The sequence below is a fragment of the Pseudomonas sp. B21-036 genome, assembly GCF_024748925.1.
Taxonomy (GTDB): Bacteria; Pseudomonadota; Gammaproteobacteria; order Pseudomonadales; family Pseudomonadaceae; genus Aquipseudomonas; species Aquipseudomonas palmensis.
On record NZ_CP087178.1, the window covers coordinates 4086361 to 4105487 of the forward strand.

The following is a 19127-nucleotide window of genomic DNA, read 5'->3' on the forward strand; positions in this document are numbered from 1 at the left end:
TCGCCGGGAGGCCCACGCCCGAGCCTGGACTGGCGCTACAGCCTAACGTTGCCCCGTGGCCCGGCAATCGCCCAGATGATAAGGCCCAGCACCGGCAGCAGCAGGATCAGCAGGATCCACAGCACCTTGGCCCCGCCACTGGCGCCGCTCTTGATCACGTTGATGATCGCCCAGATATCCAGCGCCAGAATGACCAGCCCCACCAACCCGTTGAACGTCGACCCCATGGTGATACTCCCATGATTGAACCTGCCTTCAGCGTAGCTGGCTATCGGCCCCATAGCGGCGAACCGCTCGTCGCACACGCCGCGCAGTGATTACACTCGATTGATCGACTCCGTACCACAGAGGCCTCCATGCCACCCGCCCAAAGCTCCGCCAACGCCAACCCGACCTCCCTGCGCAGCGCCTGGCTGCACCAGGTTCAGGCCACCCCATGGCTCAGTGCCGGCCTGGCCCTGAGCCTGCTCGCCGTGCTCGGCCTGCTGGTCGCCAGTGCCTGGAACGCGGTGCATGGCGACAACAAGGACAACCTGCACATGGCCCTGCTCGGCGGCCTGGCAGGGTTTGGCGCCACGGCGCTGGGCGCGGTACTGGCGGTGGTGCTGCGCGACGTCAGCGCCCGCTCGCAGGATGTGATGCTCGGCTTCGCCGCCGGCATGATGCTCGCCGCCAGTTCGTTTTCGCTGATTCTGCCGGGCCTGGAGGCTGCGCGTGAAATCACCGGCAACGGGCCTTTCGCGGCCTTGACCGTGGTGGTCGGCATGGGCCTGGGGGTGCTGCTGATGCTGGGCCTGGACCGCTTCACGCCCCATGAGCACGAAAGCACCGGCCCCTGCGGCCCACAGTCGGAACGCATCAACCGGGTGTGGCTGTTCGTGCTGGCGATCACCCTGCATAACCTGCCCGAGGGCATGGCCATCGGCGTGGGCTTTGCCAACGGCGACCTCAACGTGGGCCTGCCGCTGACCACCGCCATCGCCATCCAGGACATTCCCGAAGGCCTGGCCGTGGCACTGGCGTTGCGCGCCACCGGCCTGTCCAACCTCAAGGCTGCGCTGGTAGCGGTCGGCTCGGGGCTGATGGAGCCGATCGGGGCAGTGATCGGCCTGGGCATTTCCACCGGTTTTGCCATCGCCTACCCGGTGAGCATGGGCCTGGCGGCCGGGGCGATGATTTTCGTGGTATCCCACGAGGTGATCCCCGAAACCCACCGCAATGGCCACCAGACCTCGGCCACCCTGGGCCTGATGGGCGGCTTCGCGGTGATGATGTTCCTGGATACCGCGCTGGGCTAGACGTGTACCGCGACCCGCAGCGCCTCCAGGGCAGGCGCCGCGGCGATGCCGACCTCGGCGCACAGCTCCAGCACCCGCGGCACGTCGTTGCCGTACACCAGCACCATCTGCAATTCGTCGTCCAGCAACTGGCTGATGTTGACCAGGGTGTAGCCGCCGTTTTCCTTGTTCATGCTGCCCATCTGCACCTGGATGCGGTTGAGTGCCGTGAGCGGCTCGACCTTGACCAGTTGCTTGGGCTTGATGTTGAAGGCAACGTCCTTGCCGAACGAGTCGGTGATCTGCTGGAACAGGTCACTGTAGGTGTCGGCCTGGAACAGCACGGTATCGGGCAGGCTGCCGATCACCACCCACTCCCCCAGCGGAATCGGGAAGGTGTCGTCGTAGTTGATGTCGGGGTTGGCCGCCAGGAACGCCTGCGGGTCGGCATAGGCCTGCGCCGCTTCGTCGGCGATGCGCTCGATTTCGGCGTCCGGAAGGCAGCCGGAGCTGATTTTGCCGATGAGTTCGACCAGTTGGTTTTTCATGCGGGGGCCCTGCGAGGCGAAAAAAGTCGCCAAGGATAGCCGCAAAAGCCCCCTGGCAGTTAGCCGGCCAGCGCCTGCAACTGGGCGACGGTGTCGGGTGCGCCCATGGTTTGCGCGGCAACCAGTGCGGTGGCGCCCTGCGCGTCGCGGTGATTGGGGTTCGCGCCCTTGCCGAGCAGGTAGGTGACGATGGAGGTGCGGTTGAACATCGCGGCCAGCATCAGCGCGGTACGGCCATCGGCAGACGCTCCATCGATCAGCGCGCCCTTCTCCACCAGCAGCTCGATCATCGCCTGGTTGCCCTTGAAAGCGGCACCGGCAATCGGCAACTGGCCCTTGTCATTGGCAATCTGCGGGTCTGCGCCGTGCTCAAGCAGCACCCTCACCGCTTCAAGGTGGCCGTGGTAGCTGGCAAGCATCAGCAGCGTGTCGCCGTTGCCATTGCGAAGGTTGACCGGCAGGCCCTTCTCCAGCAGACGGCCAAGCATGTCGGCGTCCCCCTTGCGCGCCCGATCGAACACTTCTTCGGCAAAGGCTGCGGCTTCATCGTCGTTCATCGGGGTGGGGGTTGGGTGGTCGGTCATCGGGAACCTCCTGGCTGCGGTAGAGCCCAAGTCTTTGTCAGGGAAGGCTTTGGGTCAACCTCGCAAATCCCATGAGGACGACAGAGCGAATCTATTGGCCGCAAGGCACTGCAAAATGCACTGTGCAAATTGCACGACCATGCAGAATGCACGGCATCCATTGCGCACGACAACTTTAAGTCATTGTTTTATAAGCTTTTTTTAATCAAGGAAAACTGGCACGGTCGCTGCACCTATCACTTCATGTCTGCCACACAACAGTCAGGAGCTGATATGGACCTCATCCAGCAAAAATTCGCCTCGGTATTTTCCGCCTACGACGTCACCACCCAGGCTCGCCCTGATGGCGGTGTACTGCTGACGTTGCGCGCCGCCGACGGCAAACAGGTCAAGCGCTCGATTTCGTATGGCCAGCTGCACAGTGCCGAGCAACTGTCGTGGGCGATCAGCGCGATCCGCCGCGACCTGGCCGAGCAGGCCAGCGAGCTGCCGGTGATCTCGATGCTGCAAAGCCAACAGCGGTTCGCACTACCGACCTATCGCTGAATCGCGTAGCGGCCTTTGCTGGCAAGCCAGTGCCCACAGGATCATCTTGGTTCCTGTGAGCGCTGGCTTGCAAGCCAGTGGCCTCGGCGTGATCAATCGTCCAATCGCGCGTAACGCTCGGCCAGCTTCTCCCCCGTGAACTGCGCCACCACCCCTTCAGGCTGATTGAACAGTCGCACCGCCACGAAGTGCGGGTTGTCCCCGCCATCGATCCATACCCGCAACCCCGACGGCACCACGATCAGATCCCCCTTCTCGCACACCACCGCATGCACGTACTCCCCTGCCCGCACGCTGACCAGGCTGCGCCCGGCTGCGAAGAAACGCACCAGGTCATCCGAATACACATGTTCGTCCAGCAGTTCGCTCATCGGATCGCCACTGGCGCTGATCACGTCGACGGCGCGGTAACCGCCTTCGTGTTGCAGCCGGTCGATCTGCACCTGGTAGGCGGCCAGCACACCGGCCTGGCCAGCATCGGCCTGCACAGGCGACTGCGCCGTCCAGCGCTCGAACCTTATTCCCTGCTCGGCCAGTGTCGCGGCGATGTCTTCAAGGTGGGTCAGCACCTTGTTGGGAATGTCCGGGGTGGACTGGTGAAACACGCTCAGGCTGCTCATGGGGCCTTTTCCTCTTTCATTCGAAACGCAATGATAACGGCTGCGACCAGCGCCGCGACGCTGGCAATACTAAAGGTGATGGTGGCGCCCAGGGCGTTCCAGCTGTAGCCCGAATACAGGGCACCCAGCGCACCGCCGGTACCCGCCAGGGCCGCATACAGCGCCTGCCCCTGGCCCTGCTGGCGAGCGCCGAAGCTGCGCTGCACGAAGGCGATGGCGGCCGCGTGAAAACTGCCGAACGTGGCGGCGTGCAGCAACTGGGCGAACAGCAGCACGCCCGGATACTCGGCAAAGGTCCCCAGCAGCCACCAGCGCAAGGCCGCCAGTAAGAGGCTCGCCAACAGCACCCGACGCAACGAGAACCGCGCCAGGATCCAGCTCATGGCCAGGAACATCAGCACCTCGGCCACCACCCCCAGCGCCCACAACATGCCGATGGTGCCGCGGGCATAGCCCAGGCGCTCCAGGTGCAGGGTGAGAAAGGTGTAATACGGGCCGTGACTCAACTGCATCAATGCCACGCACACGTAGAACGCGGCCACGCCAGGGCTGGCCAGTTGCCTGAGAAAGCCGCCACCATCGCTGCGCTCGTGCTGGCCTGGCGGCTGGGCATTGGGCACCCACAGGCTGGCCAGCACGATGCCGGCCATGATCGCCACCAGCGCCACCGGGTAGATGTCCAGGCTCAACCATTCGAACAATCGCCCCAGGGCCACCACGGTGAGGATGAAACCGATCGACCCCCACAGCCGCACCTGGCTGTAGCGGGCAGTCTGACCTTGCAGGTGGGCCAGGGTGATGACCTCGAACTGCGGCAGTACCGCATGCCAGAAGAATGCATGCAGGGCCATTACCAGCGCCAGCCAGGCGTAGCTCTTGGCCACGAAGATCAACGAGAAGCTGGCCAGGGTGCACAAGGCCCCCAGGCGCACGATCAGCAGGCGCTGGCCGCTGCGATCGCCCAACCAGCCCCACAGGTTCGGTGCCACGCAGCGCATCAGCATGGGGATGGCCACCAACTCGCCGATGCGCGCGCTGGAAAACCCCAGGTGATCGAAATAGAGCGCCAGAAACGGCGCTGTCGAACCCAGCAAGGCGAAATAGAACAGGTAGAAGCTGGACAGCCGCCAGTAGGGAATCGGCGCCACGGCTCAGCGTGCCGTGGCGTCGACGTCGGGCAGGTGCACTACAGCTGGCCCAGCACCGGGGTGGCTACCCGCACATCGGCGTTCTGGCCGCGGTGGCGCAGCAGGTGATCCATCAGCACGATGGCCATCATCGCCTCGGCGATAGGGGTGGCACGGATGCCGACGCAGGGGTCGTGACGGCCCTTGGTGATGGCCTCCACCGGGTTGCCATCCACATCGATGGAACGGCCCGGGGTGGTGATGCTGGAGGTCGGCTTGAGTGCCAGGTGCGCAATGATCGGCTGCCCCGAGGAGATGCCCCCCAGGATGCCGCCGGCATTGTTGCTGAGGAACCCTTCGGGGGTGAGTTCGTCACGGTGTTCGGTGCCGCGCTGGGCCACGCTGTCGAAGCCGGCACCGATCTCCACGCCCTTGACCGCGTTGATGCTCATCAGCGCATGGGCCAGCTCGGCGTCGAGGCGGTCGAAGATCGGCTCGCCCAGGCCGGGCATCACGCCTTCGGCGACCACGGTGATCTTGGCACCCACCGAGTCCTGGTCACGGCGCAGCTGGTCCATGTAGGCCTCCAGCTCCGGCACCTTGTCCGGGTCGGGGCTGAAGAAGGCGTTGTGCTCCACCGACTCCCAGGTCTTGAACGGGATTTCGATAGGGCCCAGCTGGCTCATGTAGCCGCGGATGCGGATGCCCTGGGTGGCCAGGTACTTCTTCGCGATGGCACCGGCAGCCACGCGCATCGCGGTTTCGCGGGCCGAGCTGCGGCCGCCGCCACGGTAGTCGCGCTCGCCGTACTTGTGGTGATAGGTGTAGTCGGCGTGGGCCGGGCGGAACAGGTCCTTGATCGCCGAGTAGTCCTTGGACTTCTGGTCGGTGTTGCGAATCAGCAGGCCGATGGCGCAGCCGGTGGTACGGCCCTCGAACACGCCAGAGAGAATCTCGACCTCGTCGGGCTCCTGGCGCTGAGTGGTGTGCCGGCTGGTACCGGGCTTGCGCCGGTCCAGGTCGTGCTGAAGATCGGCCAGCGAAAGCTCCAGGCCCGGAGGGCAGCCATCGACAATGGCGACCAGCGCCGGACCATGGCTTTCGCCAGCGGTGGTGACAGTGAACAGCTTGCCGTAGGTATTGCCGGACATGCAGGGCGCTCCGCGTTCAGCCTGATTTTTAACTGGATGGTAACAAGGCCAACCAGTATACGCAGGGTATACCCTTAGATCACCTCCGGGCGCGAACCTAATGCCGCCGGACGAGTCAAAACGCCACCTCCTCGCTAATGGCCTGATGATGCTGCGCACGTTCGCCCTGTTGTTCCTCCTGTTTACCGGCCTGGCCCAGGCCGCGGCCCCCACGGTACTGCAACGACCGATCAGCCTGGTGACCGACGACGGCACCCTGCAGGGCAGCCTGCTGTTGCCGCGCAGCGACACGCCGCCACCGGTGGTGCTGATCATCGCCGGCTCCGGCCCCACCGACCGTGACGGCAACAATCCCGCCGGCGGACGTATCGACAACCTCAAGCGCCTGGCCCTGCTGCTGGCCAACAACCGCATTGCCAGCGTGCGCTACGACAAGCGCGGGGTGGCCGCCAGCCGCGCGGCAACCCCCGACGAGCGCAACCTCAGCGTCGAGCGCTATGTGGCCGATGCCGTTGCCTGGGGCCATCTGCTCAAGGCCGACCCGCGCTTCGGCCCGCTGATCGTGCTGGGTCACAGCGAGGGCGCACTGATCGCCAGCCTCGCGGCCGAACAGGCCGGCGCCAGCGCGGTAATTTCAGTGGCAGGCAGCGGGCGCCCGGTCGATCAGGTGCTGCGCGAGCAACTGGGTGAGCGCCTGCCGGCGACCGAGCGGGCCCAGGCCGTACGTCTGATCGAGCAGCTCAAGGCCGGCCAGCCCAGCACCCAGGTACCGCTGCACCTGCGCGACGTGTTTCGCCCCAGTGTGCAGCCGTACCTGATCTCGCTGTTTCGCCAGGACCCGGCCGCCGCCTTCGCCCGCCTCCACTTGCCGGCGTTGATCGTGCAGGGGCGCAACGACGTCCAGGTCGAGGTCGAGGATGCCGAGCGCCTGCACGCTGCCAAGCCGGACGCCGAACTGGCACTGATCGACGGCATGAACCACATGCTGCGCATCAGCCCGCGTGCCATGAGCCAGCAGCGCGACAGCTACAACAACCCCGAGCTGCCCCTGGCCAGTGCCCTGGGCGAGCGGATCGTCGAGTTCATTCGTCGATTGCCGGCGGCATGAAGCGAATTGGCGCAAATTGTGTCTCCAGTCTTGCGCAAAGCGGCCGATAAGCCGGTGCAGGCGTCGCCCTTGCGACCCGCCTGCTGTGCACAAAAGGACCGCCGTGATGACTGAAGCCACCCCCCAGGACGCCCCAGACGCGACCGACGAATCGCCAGCCCCGGAAGCGGCCCCGCTGCCCTGGGCGGACGTTGTGCCCGAGCATTTCCAGATGCTGCGCCTGTCCCCGCAGCCCACCGACCGCAACACCGGCGCGCGGCCGCTGCGCTTCGTGCAGTACGGTTATGCCGAACGGCACAACAAGACCCACAGCCTGCTGCGCATGGAAGTGCGCCTGCCTGGGCAGAAGGTGCGCAAGGAGCAGAATCGCCTGGATATCTGGGTGGACCATGAGTTGCACCAGATCAAGATCGGCCCCGACAGTGGCTTGCAGATCGAGCCGGTCAGCCGTGGCCTGGGGCGCTTCCTGTTGTCGCAGGCGGTGCACTGGGTACAGCGCAAGTGGTCGCACTACCGGGTCGAGGGCATGGCCCTGGCCAACAAGGACGCACTCAACGAAGACACACGCCTGCGCCGCGACCAGGTGCTGCGCAGCCATGGCCTGGAGGTCGAGTACGCCGATGCGCAGCACCTGAAGGGGCGCTGCGTGGAAGTCCAGGCAGGTCAGCTCAAGGGTGGCTGGAACACCGACAAGGTACAGAAGGTAGACATCCTGGATGCTGCGGGCATGCTGCAGCAGGCCGAGCAGAACCTGCAGGAGAAGGAAGCACAACTGCGCGAGCGCGATGAGCGGGTCAACAAGTACCGCCGCGAAGACAGCGGGTTGCGCTTCACCATCACCTGCCTGGTGGCCTTTGCGGTGTTCCAGGCCGGGCTGCTGATCTGGATTGCCACCAACCGCTGAAAGCGTTGCGGGTCAAGCCCGCCCCAACACGGCAATGCGGCCCTGTTGGGGCGGGCTTGACCCGCGACAGGCTTGAACCCGGTATCCCTTACACCCGCGAAGCAAACAGCGCCTGATGCTGCCGGCATTGTTCGGCCGTGAGCATGAACACCCCGTGCCCGCCACGTTCGAACTCCAGCCAGGCGAAATCCACCTCCGGGTACAACTGCTCGACATGCACCTGGCTGTTGCCGACCTCGACGATCAGCAGGCCCTTCTCGGTCAGGTGATCCGCCGCCTCGGCCAGCATGCGCCGTACCAGGTCCAGACCGTCATTGCCGCAGGCCAGGCCCAGCTCCGGCTCGTGGTGGTACTCCTGGGGCATGTCGGCGAAATCCTCGGCATCGACATACGGCGGGTTCGACAGGATCAGGTCGAAACGCTGCCCCGGCAACCCCTCGAACCCATCGCCCTGCACGGTGAACACACGCTCTTCAAGACCATGGCGCTCGATGTTCTGGTTGGCCACTTCCAACGCCTCGAACGACAGGTCGGCCAGCACCACCTCGGCCTCGGGGAACACGTCGGCGCTGACGATGCCGATGCAGCCGGAGCCGGTACACAGGTCGAGAATGCGCGCGGGTTCGGCAGCCAGCCATGGCTCGAAGCGTTTTTCGATCAGTTCGCCGATGGGGGAGCGCGGGATCAGCACGCGCTCGTCGACGATGAACGACATGCCACAGAACCACGCCTCGCCAAGCAGATACGCGGTCGGCACGCGTTCTTCGATACGTCGCTTGAGCAGGCGCTGCAGCTTGACCAGCTCGTCGTCTTCAAGACGGCAATCGAGATAGGCGTCGGCCACTTCCCATGGCAGATGCACCGAACCCAGCACCAGCAGGCGTGCCTCGTCCCAGGCGTTGTCGGCGCCATGCCCGAAAAACAGCCCCTGCTCATGAAAACGGCTGACAGCCCAACGGATGTGGTCGCGCAGGGTGCGCAGGCGGGAAGTGATCACGGGCAGACTCCTTTAAAGACGACCGGCAATTCTAACAGCCTGGAACACAAATGGGCCCGCCAATACGCCTCTGGCCGCAATTGTGCTCATGCCTGCAGGCCGCTATCCACGCCGCATGCACGCTAAGCCATTCACATAAGTCGCCAAGCAGGGGACAATAGGTGAAAAGCCCTATCCAAAGGAGCCCCTGATGTCCGTTCCAACGACGATGTTCCACCTCAGCGGTCGCGGTTATCCGCCGGCCAAGCTGAGCAACGCCAGCCTGGTGATTATCGATGCGCAAAAGGAGTACCTGAGCGGGCCCCTGGCGCTGTCGGGCATGGACGAAGCGGTGGCCAACATCGGCAAACTGCTCGAGGCTGCACGCAAGGCCGGCCGGCCCGTGGTGCATGTGCGCCACCTGGGCACCGTGGGTGGCCTGTTCGACCCACAGGGCTCGCGCGGCGAGTGGATCCCGGGCCTGGAGCCGCAGGGCGATGAAGTCGTCATCGAAAAACGCATGCCCAACGCCTTCAAGAACACCACCCTGCACGAGACGCTGCAGAAGTACGGCCACCTGGACCTGATCGTGTGCGGCTTCATGAGCCACTCCAGCGTCAGCACCACCGTGCGCCGCGCCAAGGACTACGGCTATCGCTGCACCCTGGTCGAAGACGGCTGCGCCACCCGCGACCTGCCGTTCAAGGACGGCGTGATCCCGGCCGCACAGATCCAGCAGAGCGAAATGGCGATCATGGCCGACAACTTTGCCTGTGTCGCACCCGTCAACAGCCTGATCTGACCACCCGACAGGCAAGTGGAACCACTCTGGGGCGTTCGGGTCCAACCCCGGATACCCTTTGAGGAAAGTCGGAATGAAGTTATCCAGTTTCGACGCCAGGCGCCTGCGTCCCCGCGAACAACGCAACTGGGGCGCACGCCTGGCCACGGCGTTCTCGGCACTGCTGGCGATACTCGGCGTGCTCCTGACCATGGCCGGCGTCGCTGGCCTGCTGGGCCATGCCGAGGCGCTGGGCGAGCTCAACAACAACCGCCCCGGCGCTGCCGTGGTGCTGGGCCTGGGCTTGCTGTCGCTGTACCTGGGCGTCTGGTCCTGGCGCCGCAGCCGGCTGCGCCTGCGCCGTGCCAGGGGGCTTAACCTGTCGCCGCACCTGATGAAGAAACACGATTGACTGCAACCCTGTGGGGAGTCGCGTAAACTGCGCCGCCCAGGCGGAGGCTTACATGCAAGACGACGATTTTTCCCTGTTCAAGAGCCAGATGCACGGCGTCAAGCCGATCCGGCATGATCGCGCCGACACCGGCAAACCCAAGGCCGACCGCAAGCAACTGGCCAGCCTGCGCCAGGCCGCGACCGTGCGCAGCGACCAGACGGTGATCGACGGCCTGTCCGATCAGTTCGTCATCGACGTGGGCCCGGAAGACGACCTGCACTGGAGCCGCGATGGCGTGCAGGAAAGCCAGATGCGCAAGCTCAAGCTTGGCCAGATCGGTTTCGAAGGCAGCCTGGACCTGCACGGCATGACCGTGGAGAAAGCCCGCGAGACCCTCTGGGCATTCCTGGCAGAGGCCACGCGCTTCGAGGTGCGCTGCGTGCGAGTCACCCACGGCAAGGCGGTGCGGCTCGATGGCAAGCGTCCGATGATCAAGAGCCACGTCAACACCTGGCTGCGCCAGCATGCCCAGGTACTGGGTTTTACCTCGTGCCAGGCGCGTCACGGCGGCACCGGCGCGGTGTATGTCATGCTCAAGCGGACCATGCTTGAAGGGCGTGACGAGTAACGCCGCGCTTGCAGCGCCGTCACAGCCGCCGTACCCTTCGCTTTTGCGATAAATCCCACAGGTAGATCCATGTCCCTGGAACAGCACTACACCGCGATTCTCGGCCAACTCGGCGAGGATGTTTCCCGCGAGGGCCTGCTCGATACGCCCAAGCGGGCTGCGAAGGCCATGAAGTACCTTTGCCGCGGCTACGACCAAACCCTGGAAGAGGTGACCAACGGCGCCTTGTTCAGCTCCGACAACAGTGAAATGGTCCTGGTCAAGGACATCGAGCTGTACTCGCTGTGCGAACACCACATGCTGCCGTTCATTGGCAAGGCGCATGTCGCCTATATCCCGAGCGGCAAGGTGCTGGGCCTGTCCAAGGTGGCGCGCATCGTCGACATGTACGCTCGCCGCCTGCAGATCCAGGAAAACCTCAGCCGCGAGATCGCCGAGGCGGTTCAGCAGGTGACCGGCGCGCTGGGCGTGGCCGTGGTGATCGAAGCCAAGCACATGTGCATGATGATGCGCGGTGTGGAAAAACAGAATTCGTCGATGATCACCTCGGTGATGCTCGGCGCCTTCCGCGACAATGCTGCCACCCGCAGCGAGTTCCTCAGCCTGATCAAGTAATCGGCCGAGGTTCTGCGAGCCGACCTGCCCAGGTCGGCTTTTTTCATTGTGAGGAGTTGCCATGATCGTCAAAGCACTGCGGGTTGGCCTTGGCCAGCTGATCGTCTTCCTCGACTGGGTCAGCCGCCCGAGCAAACTCAAGCGTGATGCGGCCGCCCAGGCGAATGTCGAGCAGCAGGCCAAGGGGCTGAGCCTGTATCAGTTTCACGCTTGCCCCTTCTGCGTGAAGACCCGCCGCACACTGCACCGCCTGAACGTGCCGGTGGCGCTGCGTGACGCGAAGAACAACGAACAGGATCGCCAGGCCCTGCTGGAGCAAGGCGGCAAGATCAAGGTGCCGTGCCTGCGCATCGAGGAAGACGGCAAGACCACCTGGATGTACGAGTCCAAGGTGATCATCGACTACCTGAACCAGCGGTTCTCGGCGGTCTGACAGCGCTTGGCCGGCAGGGCTGCCCCCTGCCGGCAAAACACCATCAATCGATCATGGGCACATGCCGCTCATGCGAGGCCACGCGTTCCAGCCAGGCGCGAATCTTCGGGTAATCATCCAGCAGGAAGCCGGCTTCGTGGGCCACATGGGTGTAGGCATACAACGCCACATCGGCAATCGAGTACTTGTCACCGACCAGGTAGGGCGTTTCCTGCAACTGTTTCTCCATCACCTTCAGCGCCTTGTGCCCGCCCTTCTGCAACGACTTGTATTCATCGACGCGATCTTCGGGCATGCCCAGGTAGAACTGGATGAAACGTGCCACGGCAATGTAGGGCTCATGGCTGTACTGCTCGAAGAACTGCCACTGCAGCACTTGCGTACGTAAACGCGGTTCACTCGGCAGGAACAGGCTACCTTCGGCGAGGTAGTTAAGAATGGCGTTGGACTCCCACAGATAACTGCCGTCCTCCAACTCCAGCACCGGCACTTTGCCGTTAGGGTTCTTGACCAGAAACTCAGGGCGCTCGGTCTCGCCATTGAGGATGTTCACGGGACACCATATGTACGGAATATCAAGCAAGTGCAACATCAGCTTGACCTTGTAGCAGTTGCCCGACTGGTAATCCCCGTAGACCTTGTACATTGTTCCCCCCTCTCCAAAGCTGAAACGAAACCGCCGTCCATAGTTGGCGACTGTACGGTTAAATGCAATGGTTGCTGTATGGCAAAACTCGCCCTATCGCAGCGTAGTCTGAAAAACCCGCTTACACCCGCACAAGGATTACTGCATGCCTGACGCCACCTCTGCGCCAATGCGTCCGCTGGCCGACACCTCCCCCTCGGCAGTGGTCGCCGGTTTCATTGCCATGCTCACGGGCTATACCAGCTCGCTGGTGCTGATGTTCCAGGCGGGCCAGGCGGCCGGCCTGACCACCGCGCAGATTTCCTCGTGGATCTGGGCGCTGTCGATCGGCATGGCGGTATGCAGCATTGGCCTTTCACTGCGATATCGCACGCCCATCACGGTCGCCTGGTCGACCCCCGGCGCAGCCTTGCTGATCACCAGCCTGGGCGGCGTGAGCTATGGCGAGGCAATCGGCGCCTACATCACCTGCGCCGTACTGGTGGTGATCTGCGGGCTTACAGGCAGTTTCGAACGCCTGGTACGGCGCATTCCGGCATCGCTGGCCGCGGCCCTGCTGGCCGGCATTCTGTTCAAGATCGGCAGCGAGATCTTTGTTGCAGCCCAGCATCGGACCGCCCTGGTGCTGGGGATGTTCTTCAGCTACCTGCTGATCAAGCGGCTGTCGCCGCGCTATGCGGTACTGACCGCGCTGGTGGTGGGCACCGCGATCGCCGCAGTGATGGGGTTGCTGGACTTCAGCGGCTTCCACCTGGAGGTGGCGACACCGGTATGGACCACGCCGTCGTTCTCGCTGGCCGCGACCATCAGCATCGGCATCCCCCTGTTCGTGGTGGCGATGACTTCACAGAACATGCCGGGTGTGGCGGTGCTGCGTGCGGACGGGTACCAGGTACCTGCCTCGCCGCTGATTTCAGTGACGGGCCTGGCCTCGCTGCTGCTGGCCCCGTTCGGCTCGCACGGCATCAACCTGGCGGCCATCAGCGCCGCGATCTGTACCGGGCCGCATGCCCATGAAGACCCGAGCAAGCGGTACACCGCGGCGGTCTGGTGCGGGATTTTCTATGGCATTGCCGGCGTGTTCGGCGCCACCCTGGCGGCACTGTTCGCCGCGTTGCCCAAGGAGCTGGTGCTGTCGATTGCCGCACTGGCGCTGTTCGGCTCGATCATGAACGGCCTGACGGTCGCGATGAGCGAGGCCAGGGAGCGCGAGGCGGCCTTGATCACATTCATGGTCACGGCCTCGGGCTTTACCCTGTTCTCGATCGGCTCGGCGTTCTGGGGGATTGTGGCGGGGGTACTGACGCTGATGATCCTGAACTGGCGCAAGCCTGCCTGATCGGTACGGGAGGGCCTGGCCCTCCCCTGCCCCACCCGCTAGATAGCGGTGGCACCACCATCGATTGCCAGAGCCTGGCCAGTGGTGAATGCCGCACCGTCGCTGCACAGGTACAGGACCGCTGCAGCGACTTCCTCGACCTTGCCCACGCGGCCGACCGGGTGCATGGCGGCGGCGTATTCAGCCTTGCGTGGATCGGCCTCGTAGGCACGGCGGAACATGTCGGTGTCGATCACCGCCGGGCACACCGCATTCACCCGGATCAGTTTCTTGGCGTACTCGATGGCGGCCGACTTGGTGAGCCCGATCACGGCATGCTTGGATGCGCTGTAGATACTCATCTTGGGCGCAGCCCCCAGGCCGGCGACCGATGCGGTGTTGACGATCGCACCGCCGCCCTGGGCGAGCATCAGCGGCAACTGGTGCTTCATGCACAGCCACACGCCCTTGACGTTGACGCCCATGATCGCATCGAACTCGGCTTCGCTGCCGTCGGCCAGGCGCCCCTGCTCGATCTCGATACCGGCATTGTTGAAGGCATAGTCCAGACGACCGTATGCCTCGACAGTGCGCGCCATCAATTGCTGCACGTCCTGCTCGCGGGTAACGTTGCAAGGTACGAACAGTGCCTGGCCGCCGGCGGCCTGAATCAACCCGACCGTGTGTTCGCCACCGACGACGTCCAGGTCTGCCACCACGACCTTCAGGCCTTGTGCGGCGAATGCCAGCGCCGTGGCCCGGCCGATGCCGGCGCCGGCCCCGGTGACCAGGGCAACCTGGCCGGAAAAAGTCATGCTCATCGATAACTCCCGCAACGTAGTGAGGTCAATGGCGGGAGTCTAGTCATCGGCGGTGGCTCCTGGGCAGCATCATCAGGCACGCAGTGAACACACCATCGAACCGGGTGATTTTAGCTGCTAGGCTCAATCATCCAGATGGATCAATCACCATTCGCCATAAGGCTGGACCTTGCCGATTTGCCGATGCAGGCCTATCAACAGGGTTTGCCTTCCAGAGAGAACCTTGCCATGACCGACAGGACCAACCGCCGCTTCCTGCTTGCCAAGCGCCCCACCGGGGCAGTGACACGTGATGACTTTACCTTTGAAACCGTGCCTGTGAGCGAGCCTGTCGAGGGACAGGTAGTGGTGAAGAACCTGTACCTGTCGCTGGACCCGGCCATGCGCGGGTGGATGAACGAGGGCAAGTCCTACATTGCGCCTGTAGGTATCGGCGAGGTCATGCGCGCACTGGGTGTCGGTGAAGTGGTGGCGTCCAGGCATCCTGACTATGCCGTGGGTGATACGGTGAGCGGAGCCCTTGGTGTACAGGATTACTTCATTGGCGAGCCCAAGGGCCTGCATAAGGTCGACCCTAGGCTGGTACCGTTGCCACGTTATCTCTCCGCCCTGGGCATGACGGGAATGACGGCCTACTTTGCCCTGCTGGAAGTGGGTGAGCCCAAGACGGGCGAAACCGTGGTGATCTCGGGTGCAGCGGGAGCGGTCGGCAGCATTGCCGGGCAGATCGCCAAGCTCAAGGGCTGTCGTGTGGTCGGGATTGCCGGCGGCGAGCAGAAATGCCGCTACCTGGTCGATGAACTGGGCTTTGACGGGGTTATCGACTACAAGGCCGAAGACGTACTGGAGGGACTCAAGCGCGAGTGCCCAAAAGGGGTGGATGTGTACTTCGACAACGTCGGCGGGGACATCCTCGATGCAGTGCTCAGTCGCCTGAATTTCAAGGCGCGGGTGGTGATCTGTGGTGCCATCAGCCAGTACAACAACAAGCAGGCGGTCAAGGGCCCGGCCAACTACCTGTCGCTGCTGGTAAACCGCGCGCGCATGGAAGGTTTCGTGGTGATGGACCATGTGGCCAAGTACGGCACCGCAGGCAACGAAATTGCCGGCTGGCTGGCCAGCGGCAAGCTCAAGAGCAAGGAGGATGTTGTCGAGGGGCTGGAGACCTTTCCCGAAGCGCTGCTGAAGCTGTTCAGCGGGGAAAACTTTGGCAAGCTGGTGTTGAAGGTATAAGGGGAACGCCTTCGCCAGCAAGGCCGGCTCCTCCTTGTAGGAGCCAGCCTTGCTGGCGAAAAACCGAGTCGCTTAGCCGCGAATTTCGGCTACCACTGCAGCCAGCGCTTGAGCAGGGTCAGCCGCCTGACTGATCGGGCGACCGATTACCAGGTAGTCGGAGCCGGCGTCCAGCGCCTGGCGCGGGGTAAGGATACGACGCTGATCGTCCAGGGCGCTGCCGGCAGGACGAATGCCCGGAGTCACCAGCTGCAACGACGGGTGCGCGGCCTTCAGGGCCGGGGCTTCCAGGGCGGAGCACACCAGGCCGTCCATGCCGGCCTTCTCGGCCAGGGCGGCCAGTCGCAGCACCTGCTCCTGCGGCTCGATGTCCAGGCCAATACCGGCGAGGTCTTCACGCTCCATGCTGGTCAGCACGGTCACACCGATCAACAGCGGCTGTGGCCCGCTGCGCTGGTCCAGCACGTCGCGACAGGCCGCCATCATGCGCAGGCCGCCAGAGCAGTGCACGTTGACCATCCACACGCCCATTTCGGCTGCGGCCTTCACGGCCATGGCGGTGGTGTTGGGGATATCGTGGAACTTGAGGTCCAGGAACACTTCGAAGCCCTTTTCACACAGGGTTTCAACGATGCCCGACGCACTGCTGGTGAACAGCTCCTTGCCGACCTTGACCCGACACAGCGCGGGGTCCAGCTGATCGGCCAGTTTCAGGGCGGCGTCACGGGTAGGGAAATCCAGGGCGACGATGATAGGCGTCTGACAGGCGGACATGGGCAGGCTCTCTGGGCAAGTCGAAATCGGCGCGCATTGTAGCCGATGCGCAGTGCCAATGGGGGCCGGTGATCGCGAATTCGCCCCCAGGTGGTGGCCCTCTTATACTTGAACCATCGACGCTCGTGTCGAGTCCAACATCACAGAGGCGGCGCCATTCGCCGTCGATAAGGAGAAGCTCATGCCCTGGTATGCCTGGTTGATCTTGCTGGTTGCCATCGGCTCGATTGTCGGTGGCTTGATGATGCTGCGTGATACGGCGAAGAAGCTGCCCTTGACCGAAGAGCAACTCAAGCGCGTGCATGAGCGTAATGCCGAAGCCGATGCCAAGGACGCGCAAGACCGATAAGCGTGGCGCTTCCCCGCCTTCTGCAGGCGCCGGCATTGCCGGCGATGGGCCCATGCCATTTGATGATAAAAACGGATCGAGCATTGCCCGACCCGCCCCTCCTCAGGTCACTTGACCGCCAGTTTGTCCCGGTTGCGCTCGATCAGCGCCTGGCCGATCCCCTTTACTTCCAGCAACTCATCCACTGACTCGAACGCGCCGTTGGCTTCGCGGTAGGCCACGATCGCTTCAGCCTTGGCCTTGCCGATACCTGCGAGCGACGACTGCAGTGTCGCCGCATCGGCAGTGTTCAGGTTGACGGTGGTTGAGGCGAGCGCTGCGCTGACTGTAGTGACTGGCAAGTCGCCCGCGGCCTTGGTGGCCGCCGCAAACGACGGCAGCGAGAACGCGCTGAGCAGCGCGAGCAGCAGAGAAACAAGAAAGGTATTGCGCATAACGGTGGCACTCCTTGGTGTGTGAGCTTGCTAAGGCAGCGATTCCTTGGCTGCCTGTAAAACCTAGCGGGTGGTTGCTCGCACATCCAGAGTCAATAGCAAATCGATTAAAACAAGATGTGAAAAATATGTAAAAATCTGTAGGAAATGTTACATTTCGGCGACCTAATAGCAATTTGCCACAGGGTGTAGTACTGGTGCTTGACGATAGCAAGAGCCTGCTGGATGGTTACCCATTTACCTTTAAACATCAGCGCTCAACCTTCCACCTGAAGGTGCCGTTCAATTCGGTGGTAGCCCAGGCTTTCGAGCAACTGCTCAGCCTGAACGATCTGGCGAAACGCACAAGCGCCCCGATTGCCGGCAGCGCTGGCTCTCTGTTCGCCAAACGTCAAGTACTCGAGACCTTCCCGAAAAAATTCCGCTTTGCCCGCGGTGCGCGCAAACGCTGCGGCATGTACGATTGGCCGATCGAAGAACTGCTCAACACTTCGGAGGCGCATCGCCGCGGCGCGCGCGTCCCAGCCGTGGTGGGCTATGGCTACACCAAATCCAGGCTGGGCCTGGTGAAAGATTTCTTTATCATTACCGAGATGCTGCAGGGCTACACGGATGGTTTCCAGTGGATGCAGTCAAAGCCTGAAGAAATCCACCGAGTGATAGAAGCGTCCTTTGAGTTGTTGTTTTCGCTCAACAGCAACGGCATCTATCATATGGACCTGTGGGCGGCGAATGTCATGATTAGCAACGATGGGACAGCCCCGACCTACGCGATCGATCTAGAGAACTGCTTTGCGCAAAACACTGAGTGTCTTAGCGAAACTCTTGGATTCCAATTCGGATTCTTCTACAGACGCGAGGTTTACAGGTACATCACCGAAGCGGCCTATGACGCCTTGGTCGAATCAGCCCTTGCCGCATACGCTGGTGTTGACCCAAACCGTTTCGAACAGGTGTACAAGCAGAGCAAGCACCTGGACGTGGGCCGCAAGGAGCGTCGTTTTTTCTTCGGCCCGGTTTCGTCACCAACCAGGCCTCGCATCTAAAATGCTTGCTATCAGTGCATGGCAGGCCAGATAACCTTCACCCGAGTACCGAATTGCACCACACCTCCACCAGTGCGCACCTGCGTTCATTTGACCTCAACAACGCAGGGCGCGATTTCATCGTAGGCGACATCCATGGGCACTTCGAGCAGCTCGAGGCGCTACTGTTGCGCCATCGCTTCAATCCCAGCCTCGATCGCGTGTTCTGTACCGGGGATCTCATTGATCGCGGCCCTTTTTCCGAACAGGCCGTGGATTGGCTGAAGCATCCCTGGTTCCATGCGGTGCGAGGGAATCACGAACAGATGGTTCTCGATCACGCAGCAGGCACGGGCGACGCCGCCAGACATGCGCGAAATGGCGGCGCATGGTTCTATCAGCTTGACGCAAAGCGCCAGCAGATTGTGATCGATGCACTCGCTAAACTACCCATGGCCATTGAAGTTGCAGTGGGTAATCAACGAAAAATCGGCGTGATTCACGCCGAGCTGCCCGGCTGGGAAGACCAACTGGACTGGAACAGCGCTGTGGCACTGCTGTGCTCCGAGCACACCCCCACGCGCCTTGCGGCATACCAGCAAGCCATGTATTCAAGGACCAGGATAACTCGACAGGACCCGACCCCGATCAGCGGAGTCGAGCGTCTGTATGTAGGGCACTCGACCGTACCGGGGATAACGGAACTGGGCAATGTCGTCTATGTCGATACCGGCTGCTCGTTCCCCGATGGGGCTTTGAGCGCCGTGCAACTACGCATAAAAGGCTGAAGCTGCCTATCATGTTGCAGCCCAGGGGATGATAAGCGCCTGGCTAC

At 63.0% G+C, this 19127-nt stretch carries 25 protein-coding genes; 14 read left to right on the top strand and 11 right to left on the bottom strand.

Annotated features, from left to right (window positions below):
- Positions 1-35: 35 nt before the first annotated feature.
- On the bottom strand, positions 36-227 hold the full coding sequence (locus LOY33_RS18405; RefSeq protein ID WP_043862715.1) for a PLDc N-terminal domain-containing protein: 192 nt from the start codon (positions 225-227) through the stop codon (positions 36-38).
- 129 nt (positions 228-356) lie between these two features.
- Here LOY33_RS18405 and LOY33_RS18410 point away from each other — a divergent pair, with 129 nt between their 5' ends.
- Positions 357-1298, top strand: coding sequence for a ZIP family metal transporter (locus tag LOY33_RS18410; protein WP_043862714.1), 942 nt, complete (start codon positions 357-359; stop codon positions 1296-1298).
- Here LOY33_RS18410 and LOY33_RS18415 read toward each other — a convergent pair.
- Positions 1295-1825 carry a hypothetical protein gene (locus LOY33_RS18415; RefSeq protein WP_043862713.1) on the bottom strand — a complete coding sequence of 177 codons (531 nt, stop codon included), beginning with the start codon at positions 1823-1825 and terminating at the stop codon, positions 1295-1297. The genes LOY33_RS18410 and LOY33_RS18415 overlap by 4 nt on opposite strands.
- A 59-nt stretch (positions 1826-1884) precedes the next feature.
- Positions 1885-2409 carry an ankyrin repeat domain-containing protein gene (locus LOY33_RS18420; protein WP_054915837.1) on the bottom strand — a complete coding sequence of 175 codons (525 nt, stop codon included), beginning with the start codon at positions 2407-2409 and terminating at the stop codon, positions 1885-1887.
- 273 nt (positions 2410-2682) lie between these two features.
- On the opposite strand from LOY33_RS18420, the gene LOY33_RS18425 reads away from it, so the two are divergent.
- Positions 2683-2955, top strand: coding sequence for a DUF3509 domain-containing protein (locus LOY33_RS18425; protein ID WP_043862711.1), 273 nt, complete (start codon positions 2683-2685; stop codon positions 2953-2955).
- Positions 2956-3047: 92 nt separating this feature from the next.
- Here the strand turns inward: LOY33_RS18425 and LOY33_RS18430 are convergent, their stop codons facing one another.
- Genes LOY33_RS18430 through aroC form a run of 3 tightly spaced genes read right to left on the bottom strand, consistent with a single transcriptional unit; the run spans position 3048 to position 5853 of the window.
- Entirely contained in the window at positions 3048-3575 is a 528-nt protein-coding gene (locus LOY33_RS18430; RefSeq protein ID WP_258659527.1) for an acireductone dioxygenase, read from the bottom strand.
- Complete coding sequence (locus LOY33_RS18435; protein ID WP_236176757.1) at positions 3572-4723, bottom strand: MFS transporter; 1152 nt, start codon at positions 4721-4723, stop codon at positions 3572-3574. Before LOY33_RS18435 ends, LOY33_RS18430 begins: the two co-directional genes overlap by 4 nt.
- A gap of 38 nt (positions 4724-4761) precedes the next feature.
- Positions 4762-5853, bottom strand: coding sequence for a chorismate synthase (gene aroC, locus LOY33_RS18440; RefSeq protein WP_258659530.1), 1092 nt, complete (start codon positions 5851-5853; stop codon positions 4762-4764).
- A 145-nt stretch (positions 5854-5998) separates the two neighbouring features.
- On the opposite strand from aroC, the gene LOY33_RS18445 reads away from it, so the two are divergent.
- Positions 5999-6961, top strand: a complete 963-nt coding sequence (locus tag LOY33_RS18445) for an alpha/beta hydrolase (protein ID WP_043862707.1) — start codon at positions 5999-6001, stop codon at positions 6959-6961.
- Between the two features lie 106 nt (positions 6962-7067).
- The gene (locus LOY33_RS18450; protein ID WP_054915840.1) at positions 7068-7865 is read left to right on the top strand and encodes a hypothetical protein; all 798 of its coding nucleotides are present in this window, start codon (positions 7068-7070) and stop codon (positions 7863-7865) included.
- 88 nt (positions 7866-7953) lie between these two features.
- On the opposite strand, the gene prmB is transcribed toward LOY33_RS18450, so the two are convergent.
- On the bottom strand, positions 7954-8862 hold the full coding sequence (prmB, locus tag LOY33_RS18455) for a 50S ribosomal protein L3 N(5)-glutamine methyltransferase (protein ID WP_054915841.1): 909 nt from the start codon (positions 8860-8862) through the stop codon (positions 7954-7956).
- A gap of 190 nt (positions 8863-9052) precedes the next feature.
- On the opposite strand from prmB, the gene LOY33_RS18460 reads away from it, so the two are divergent.
- The 5 genes from LOY33_RS18460 (at position 9053) to LOY33_RS18480 (ending at position 11692) form a co-directional block, all read left to right on the top strand.
- On the top strand, positions 9053-9643 hold the full coding sequence (locus LOY33_RS18460) for a cysteine hydrolase family protein (protein ID WP_054915842.1): 591 nt from the start codon (positions 9053-9055) through the stop codon (positions 9641-9643).
- A gap of 73 nt (positions 9644-9716) precedes the next feature.
- Positions 9717-10034, top strand: a complete 318-nt coding sequence (locus LOY33_RS18465) for a hypothetical protein (RefSeq protein WP_043862703.1) — start codon at positions 9717-9719, stop codon at positions 10032-10034.
- 52 nt (positions 10035-10086) lie between these two features.
- The gene (locus LOY33_RS18470) at positions 10087-10644 is read left to right on the top strand and encodes a Smr/MutS family protein (RefSeq protein ID WP_043862702.1); all 558 of its coding nucleotides are present in this window, start codon (positions 10087-10089) and stop codon (positions 10642-10644) included.
- Between the two features lie 69 nt (positions 10645-10713).
- Positions 10714-11259 (top strand): GTP cyclohydrolase I FolE, encoded by a 546-nt coding sequence (folE, locus tag LOY33_RS18475; RefSeq protein ID WP_054915843.1) that lies wholly within the window; start codon positions 10714-10716, stop codon positions 11257-11259.
- 61 nt (positions 11260-11320) lie between these two features.
- Positions 11321-11692, top strand: coding sequence for a glutathione S-transferase N-terminal domain-containing protein (locus tag LOY33_RS18480; protein WP_043862700.1), 372 nt, complete (start codon positions 11321-11323; stop codon positions 11690-11692).
- 43 nt (positions 11693-11735) lie between these two features.
- On the opposite strand, the gene LOY33_RS18485 is transcribed toward LOY33_RS18480, so the two are convergent.
- Positions 11736-12338 (bottom strand): glutathione S-transferase family protein, encoded by a 603-nt coding sequence (locus LOY33_RS18485; RefSeq protein ID WP_100634492.1) that lies wholly within the window; start codon positions 12336-12338, stop codon positions 11736-11738.
- Between the two features lie 145 nt (positions 12339-12483).
- Here LOY33_RS18485 and LOY33_RS18490 point away from each other — a divergent pair, with 145 nt between their 5' ends.
- The gene (locus LOY33_RS18490; protein WP_078479755.1) at positions 12484-13677 is read left to right on the top strand and encodes a benzoate/H(+) symporter BenE family transporter; all 1194 of its coding nucleotides are present in this window, start codon (positions 12484-12486) and stop codon (positions 13675-13677) included.
- A gap of 38 nt (positions 13678-13715) precedes the next feature.
- Here LOY33_RS18490 and LOY33_RS18495 read toward each other — a convergent pair whose 3' ends face one another.
- Positions 13716-14477: an SDR family oxidoreductase gene (locus tag LOY33_RS18495; protein WP_229590031.1), complete on the bottom strand. Its 762-nt coding sequence runs from the start codon at positions 14475-14477 to the stop codon at positions 13716-13718.
- A 228-nt stretch (positions 14478-14705) separates the two neighbouring features.
- On the opposite strand from LOY33_RS18495, the gene LOY33_RS18500 reads away from it, so the two are divergent.
- Positions 14706-15710 carry an NADP-dependent oxidoreductase gene (locus LOY33_RS18500; RefSeq protein ID WP_054915846.1) on the top strand — a complete coding sequence of 335 codons (1005 nt, stop codon included), beginning with the start codon at positions 14706-14708 and terminating at the stop codon, positions 15708-15710.
- Positions 15711-15782: 72 nt separating this feature from the next.
- Here the strand turns inward: LOY33_RS18500 and pyrF are convergent, their stop codons facing one another.
- The gene (pyrF, locus tag LOY33_RS18505; protein ID WP_054915847.1) at positions 15783-16484 is read right to left on the bottom strand and encodes an orotidine-5'-phosphate decarboxylase; all 702 of its coding nucleotides are present in this window, start codon (positions 16482-16484) and stop codon (positions 15783-15785) included.
- A gap of 181 nt (positions 16485-16665) precedes the next feature.
- Here pyrF and LOY33_RS18510 point away from each other — a divergent pair, with 181 nt between their 5' ends.
- Positions 16666-16833, top strand: coding sequence for a DUF2897 family protein (locus LOY33_RS18510; protein WP_078479756.1), 168 nt, complete (start codon positions 16666-16668; stop codon positions 16831-16833).
- A gap of 107 nt (positions 16834-16940) precedes the next feature.
- Here the strand turns inward: LOY33_RS18510 and LOY33_RS18515 are convergent, their stop codons facing one another.
- On the bottom strand, positions 16941-17267 hold the full coding sequence (locus tag LOY33_RS18515; RefSeq protein ID WP_043862694.1) for a helix-hairpin-helix domain-containing protein: 327 nt from the start codon (positions 17265-17267) through the stop codon (positions 16941-16943).
- A 197-nt stretch (positions 17268-17464) separates the two neighbouring features.
- Here LOY33_RS18515 and LOY33_RS18520 point away from each other — a divergent pair, with 197 nt between their 5' ends.
- On the top strand, positions 17465-18313 hold the full coding sequence (locus LOY33_RS18520; protein ID WP_258659541.1) for a lipopolysaccharide kinase InaA family protein: 849 nt from the start codon (positions 17465-17467) through the stop codon (positions 18311-18313).
- A 53-nt stretch (positions 18314-18366) separates the two neighbouring features.
- Positions 18367-19080 (top strand): metallophosphoesterase, encoded by a 714-nt coding sequence (locus LOY33_RS18525; RefSeq protein WP_235384284.1) that lies wholly within the window; start codon positions 18367-18369, stop codon positions 19078-19080.
- Positions 19081-19127: the final 47 nt, after the last annotated feature.

Excerpts from the sequence above, each read along its gene's own strand:
- LOY33_RS18405 (WP_043862715.1), bottom strand. The coding sequence starts at position 227 with ATGGGGTCGACGTTCAACGGGTTGGTGGGGCTGGTCATTCTGGCGCTG.
- LOY33_RS18410 (WP_043862714.1), top strand. The coding sequence starts at position 357 with ATGCCACCCGCCCAAAGCTCCGCCAACGCCAACCCGACCTCCCTGCGC.
- LOY33_RS18415 (WP_043862713.1), bottom strand. The coding sequence starts at position 1,825 with ATGAAAAACCAACTGGTCGAACTCATCGGCAAAATCAGCTCCGGCTGC.
- LOY33_RS18420 (WP_054915837.1), bottom strand. The coding sequence starts at position 2,409 with ATGACCGACCACCCAACCCCCACCCCGATGAACGACGATGAAGCCGCA.
- LOY33_RS18425 (WP_043862711.1), top strand. The coding sequence starts at position 2,683 with ATGGACCTCATCCAGCAAAAATTCGCCTCGGTATTTTCCGCCTACGAC.
- LOY33_RS18430 (WP_258659527.1), bottom strand. The coding sequence starts at position 3,575 with ATGAGCAGCCTGAGCGTGTTTCACCAGTCCACCCCGGACATTCCCAAC.
- aroC (WP_258659530.1), bottom strand. The coding sequence starts at position 5,853 with ATGTCCGGCAATACCTACGGCAAGCTGTTCACTGTCACCACCGCTGGC.
- LOY33_RS18445 (WP_043862707.1), top strand. The coding sequence starts at position 5,999 with ATGATGCTGCGCACGTTCGCCCTGTTGTTCCTCCTGTTTACCGGCCTG.
- LOY33_RS18450 (WP_054915840.1), top strand. The coding sequence starts at position 7,068 with ATGACTGAAGCCACCCCCCAGGACGCCCCAGACGCGACCGACGAATCG.
- LOY33_RS18460 (WP_054915842.1), top strand. The coding sequence starts at position 9,053 with ATGTCCGTTCCAACGACGATGTTCCACCTCAGCGGTCGCGGTTATCCG.
- LOY33_RS18465 (WP_043862703.1), top strand. The coding sequence starts at position 9,717 with ATGAAGTTATCCAGTTTCGACGCCAGGCGCCTGCGTCCCCGCGAACAA.
- LOY33_RS18470 (WP_043862702.1), top strand. The coding sequence starts at position 10,087 with ATGCAAGACGACGATTTTTCCCTGTTCAAGAGCCAGATGCACGGCGTC.
- folE (WP_054915843.1), top strand. The coding sequence starts at position 10,714 with ATGTCCCTGGAACAGCACTACACCGCGATTCTCGGCCAACTCGGCGAG.
- LOY33_RS18480 (WP_043862700.1), top strand. The coding sequence starts at position 11,321 with ATGATCGTCAAAGCACTGCGGGTTGGCCTTGGCCAGCTGATCGTCTTC.
- LOY33_RS18485 (WP_100634492.1), bottom strand. The coding sequence starts at position 12,338 with ATGTACAAGGTCTACGGGGATTACCAGTCGGGCAACTGCTACAAGGTC.
- LOY33_RS18490 (WP_078479755.1), top strand. The coding sequence starts at position 12,484 with ATGCCTGACGCCACCTCTGCGCCAATGCGTCCGCTGGCCGACACCTCC.
- LOY33_RS18495 (WP_229590031.1), bottom strand. The coding sequence starts at position 14,477 with ATGAGCATGACTTTTTCCGGCCAGGTTGCCCTGGTCACCGGGGCCGGC.
- LOY33_RS18500 (WP_054915846.1), top strand. The coding sequence starts at position 14,706 with ATGACCGACAGGACCAACCGCCGCTTCCTGCTTGCCAAGCGCCCCACC.
- pyrF (WP_054915847.1), bottom strand. The coding sequence starts at position 16,484 with ATGTCCGCCTGTCAGACGCCTATCATCGTCGCCCTGGATTTCCCTACC.
- LOY33_RS18510 (WP_078479756.1), top strand. The coding sequence starts at position 16,666 with ATGCCCTGGTATGCCTGGTTGATCTTGCTGGTTGCCATCGGCTCGATT.
- LOY33_RS18515 (WP_043862694.1), bottom strand. The coding sequence starts at position 17,267 with ATGCGCAATACCTTTCTTGTTTCTCTGCTGCTCGCGCTGCTCAGCGCG.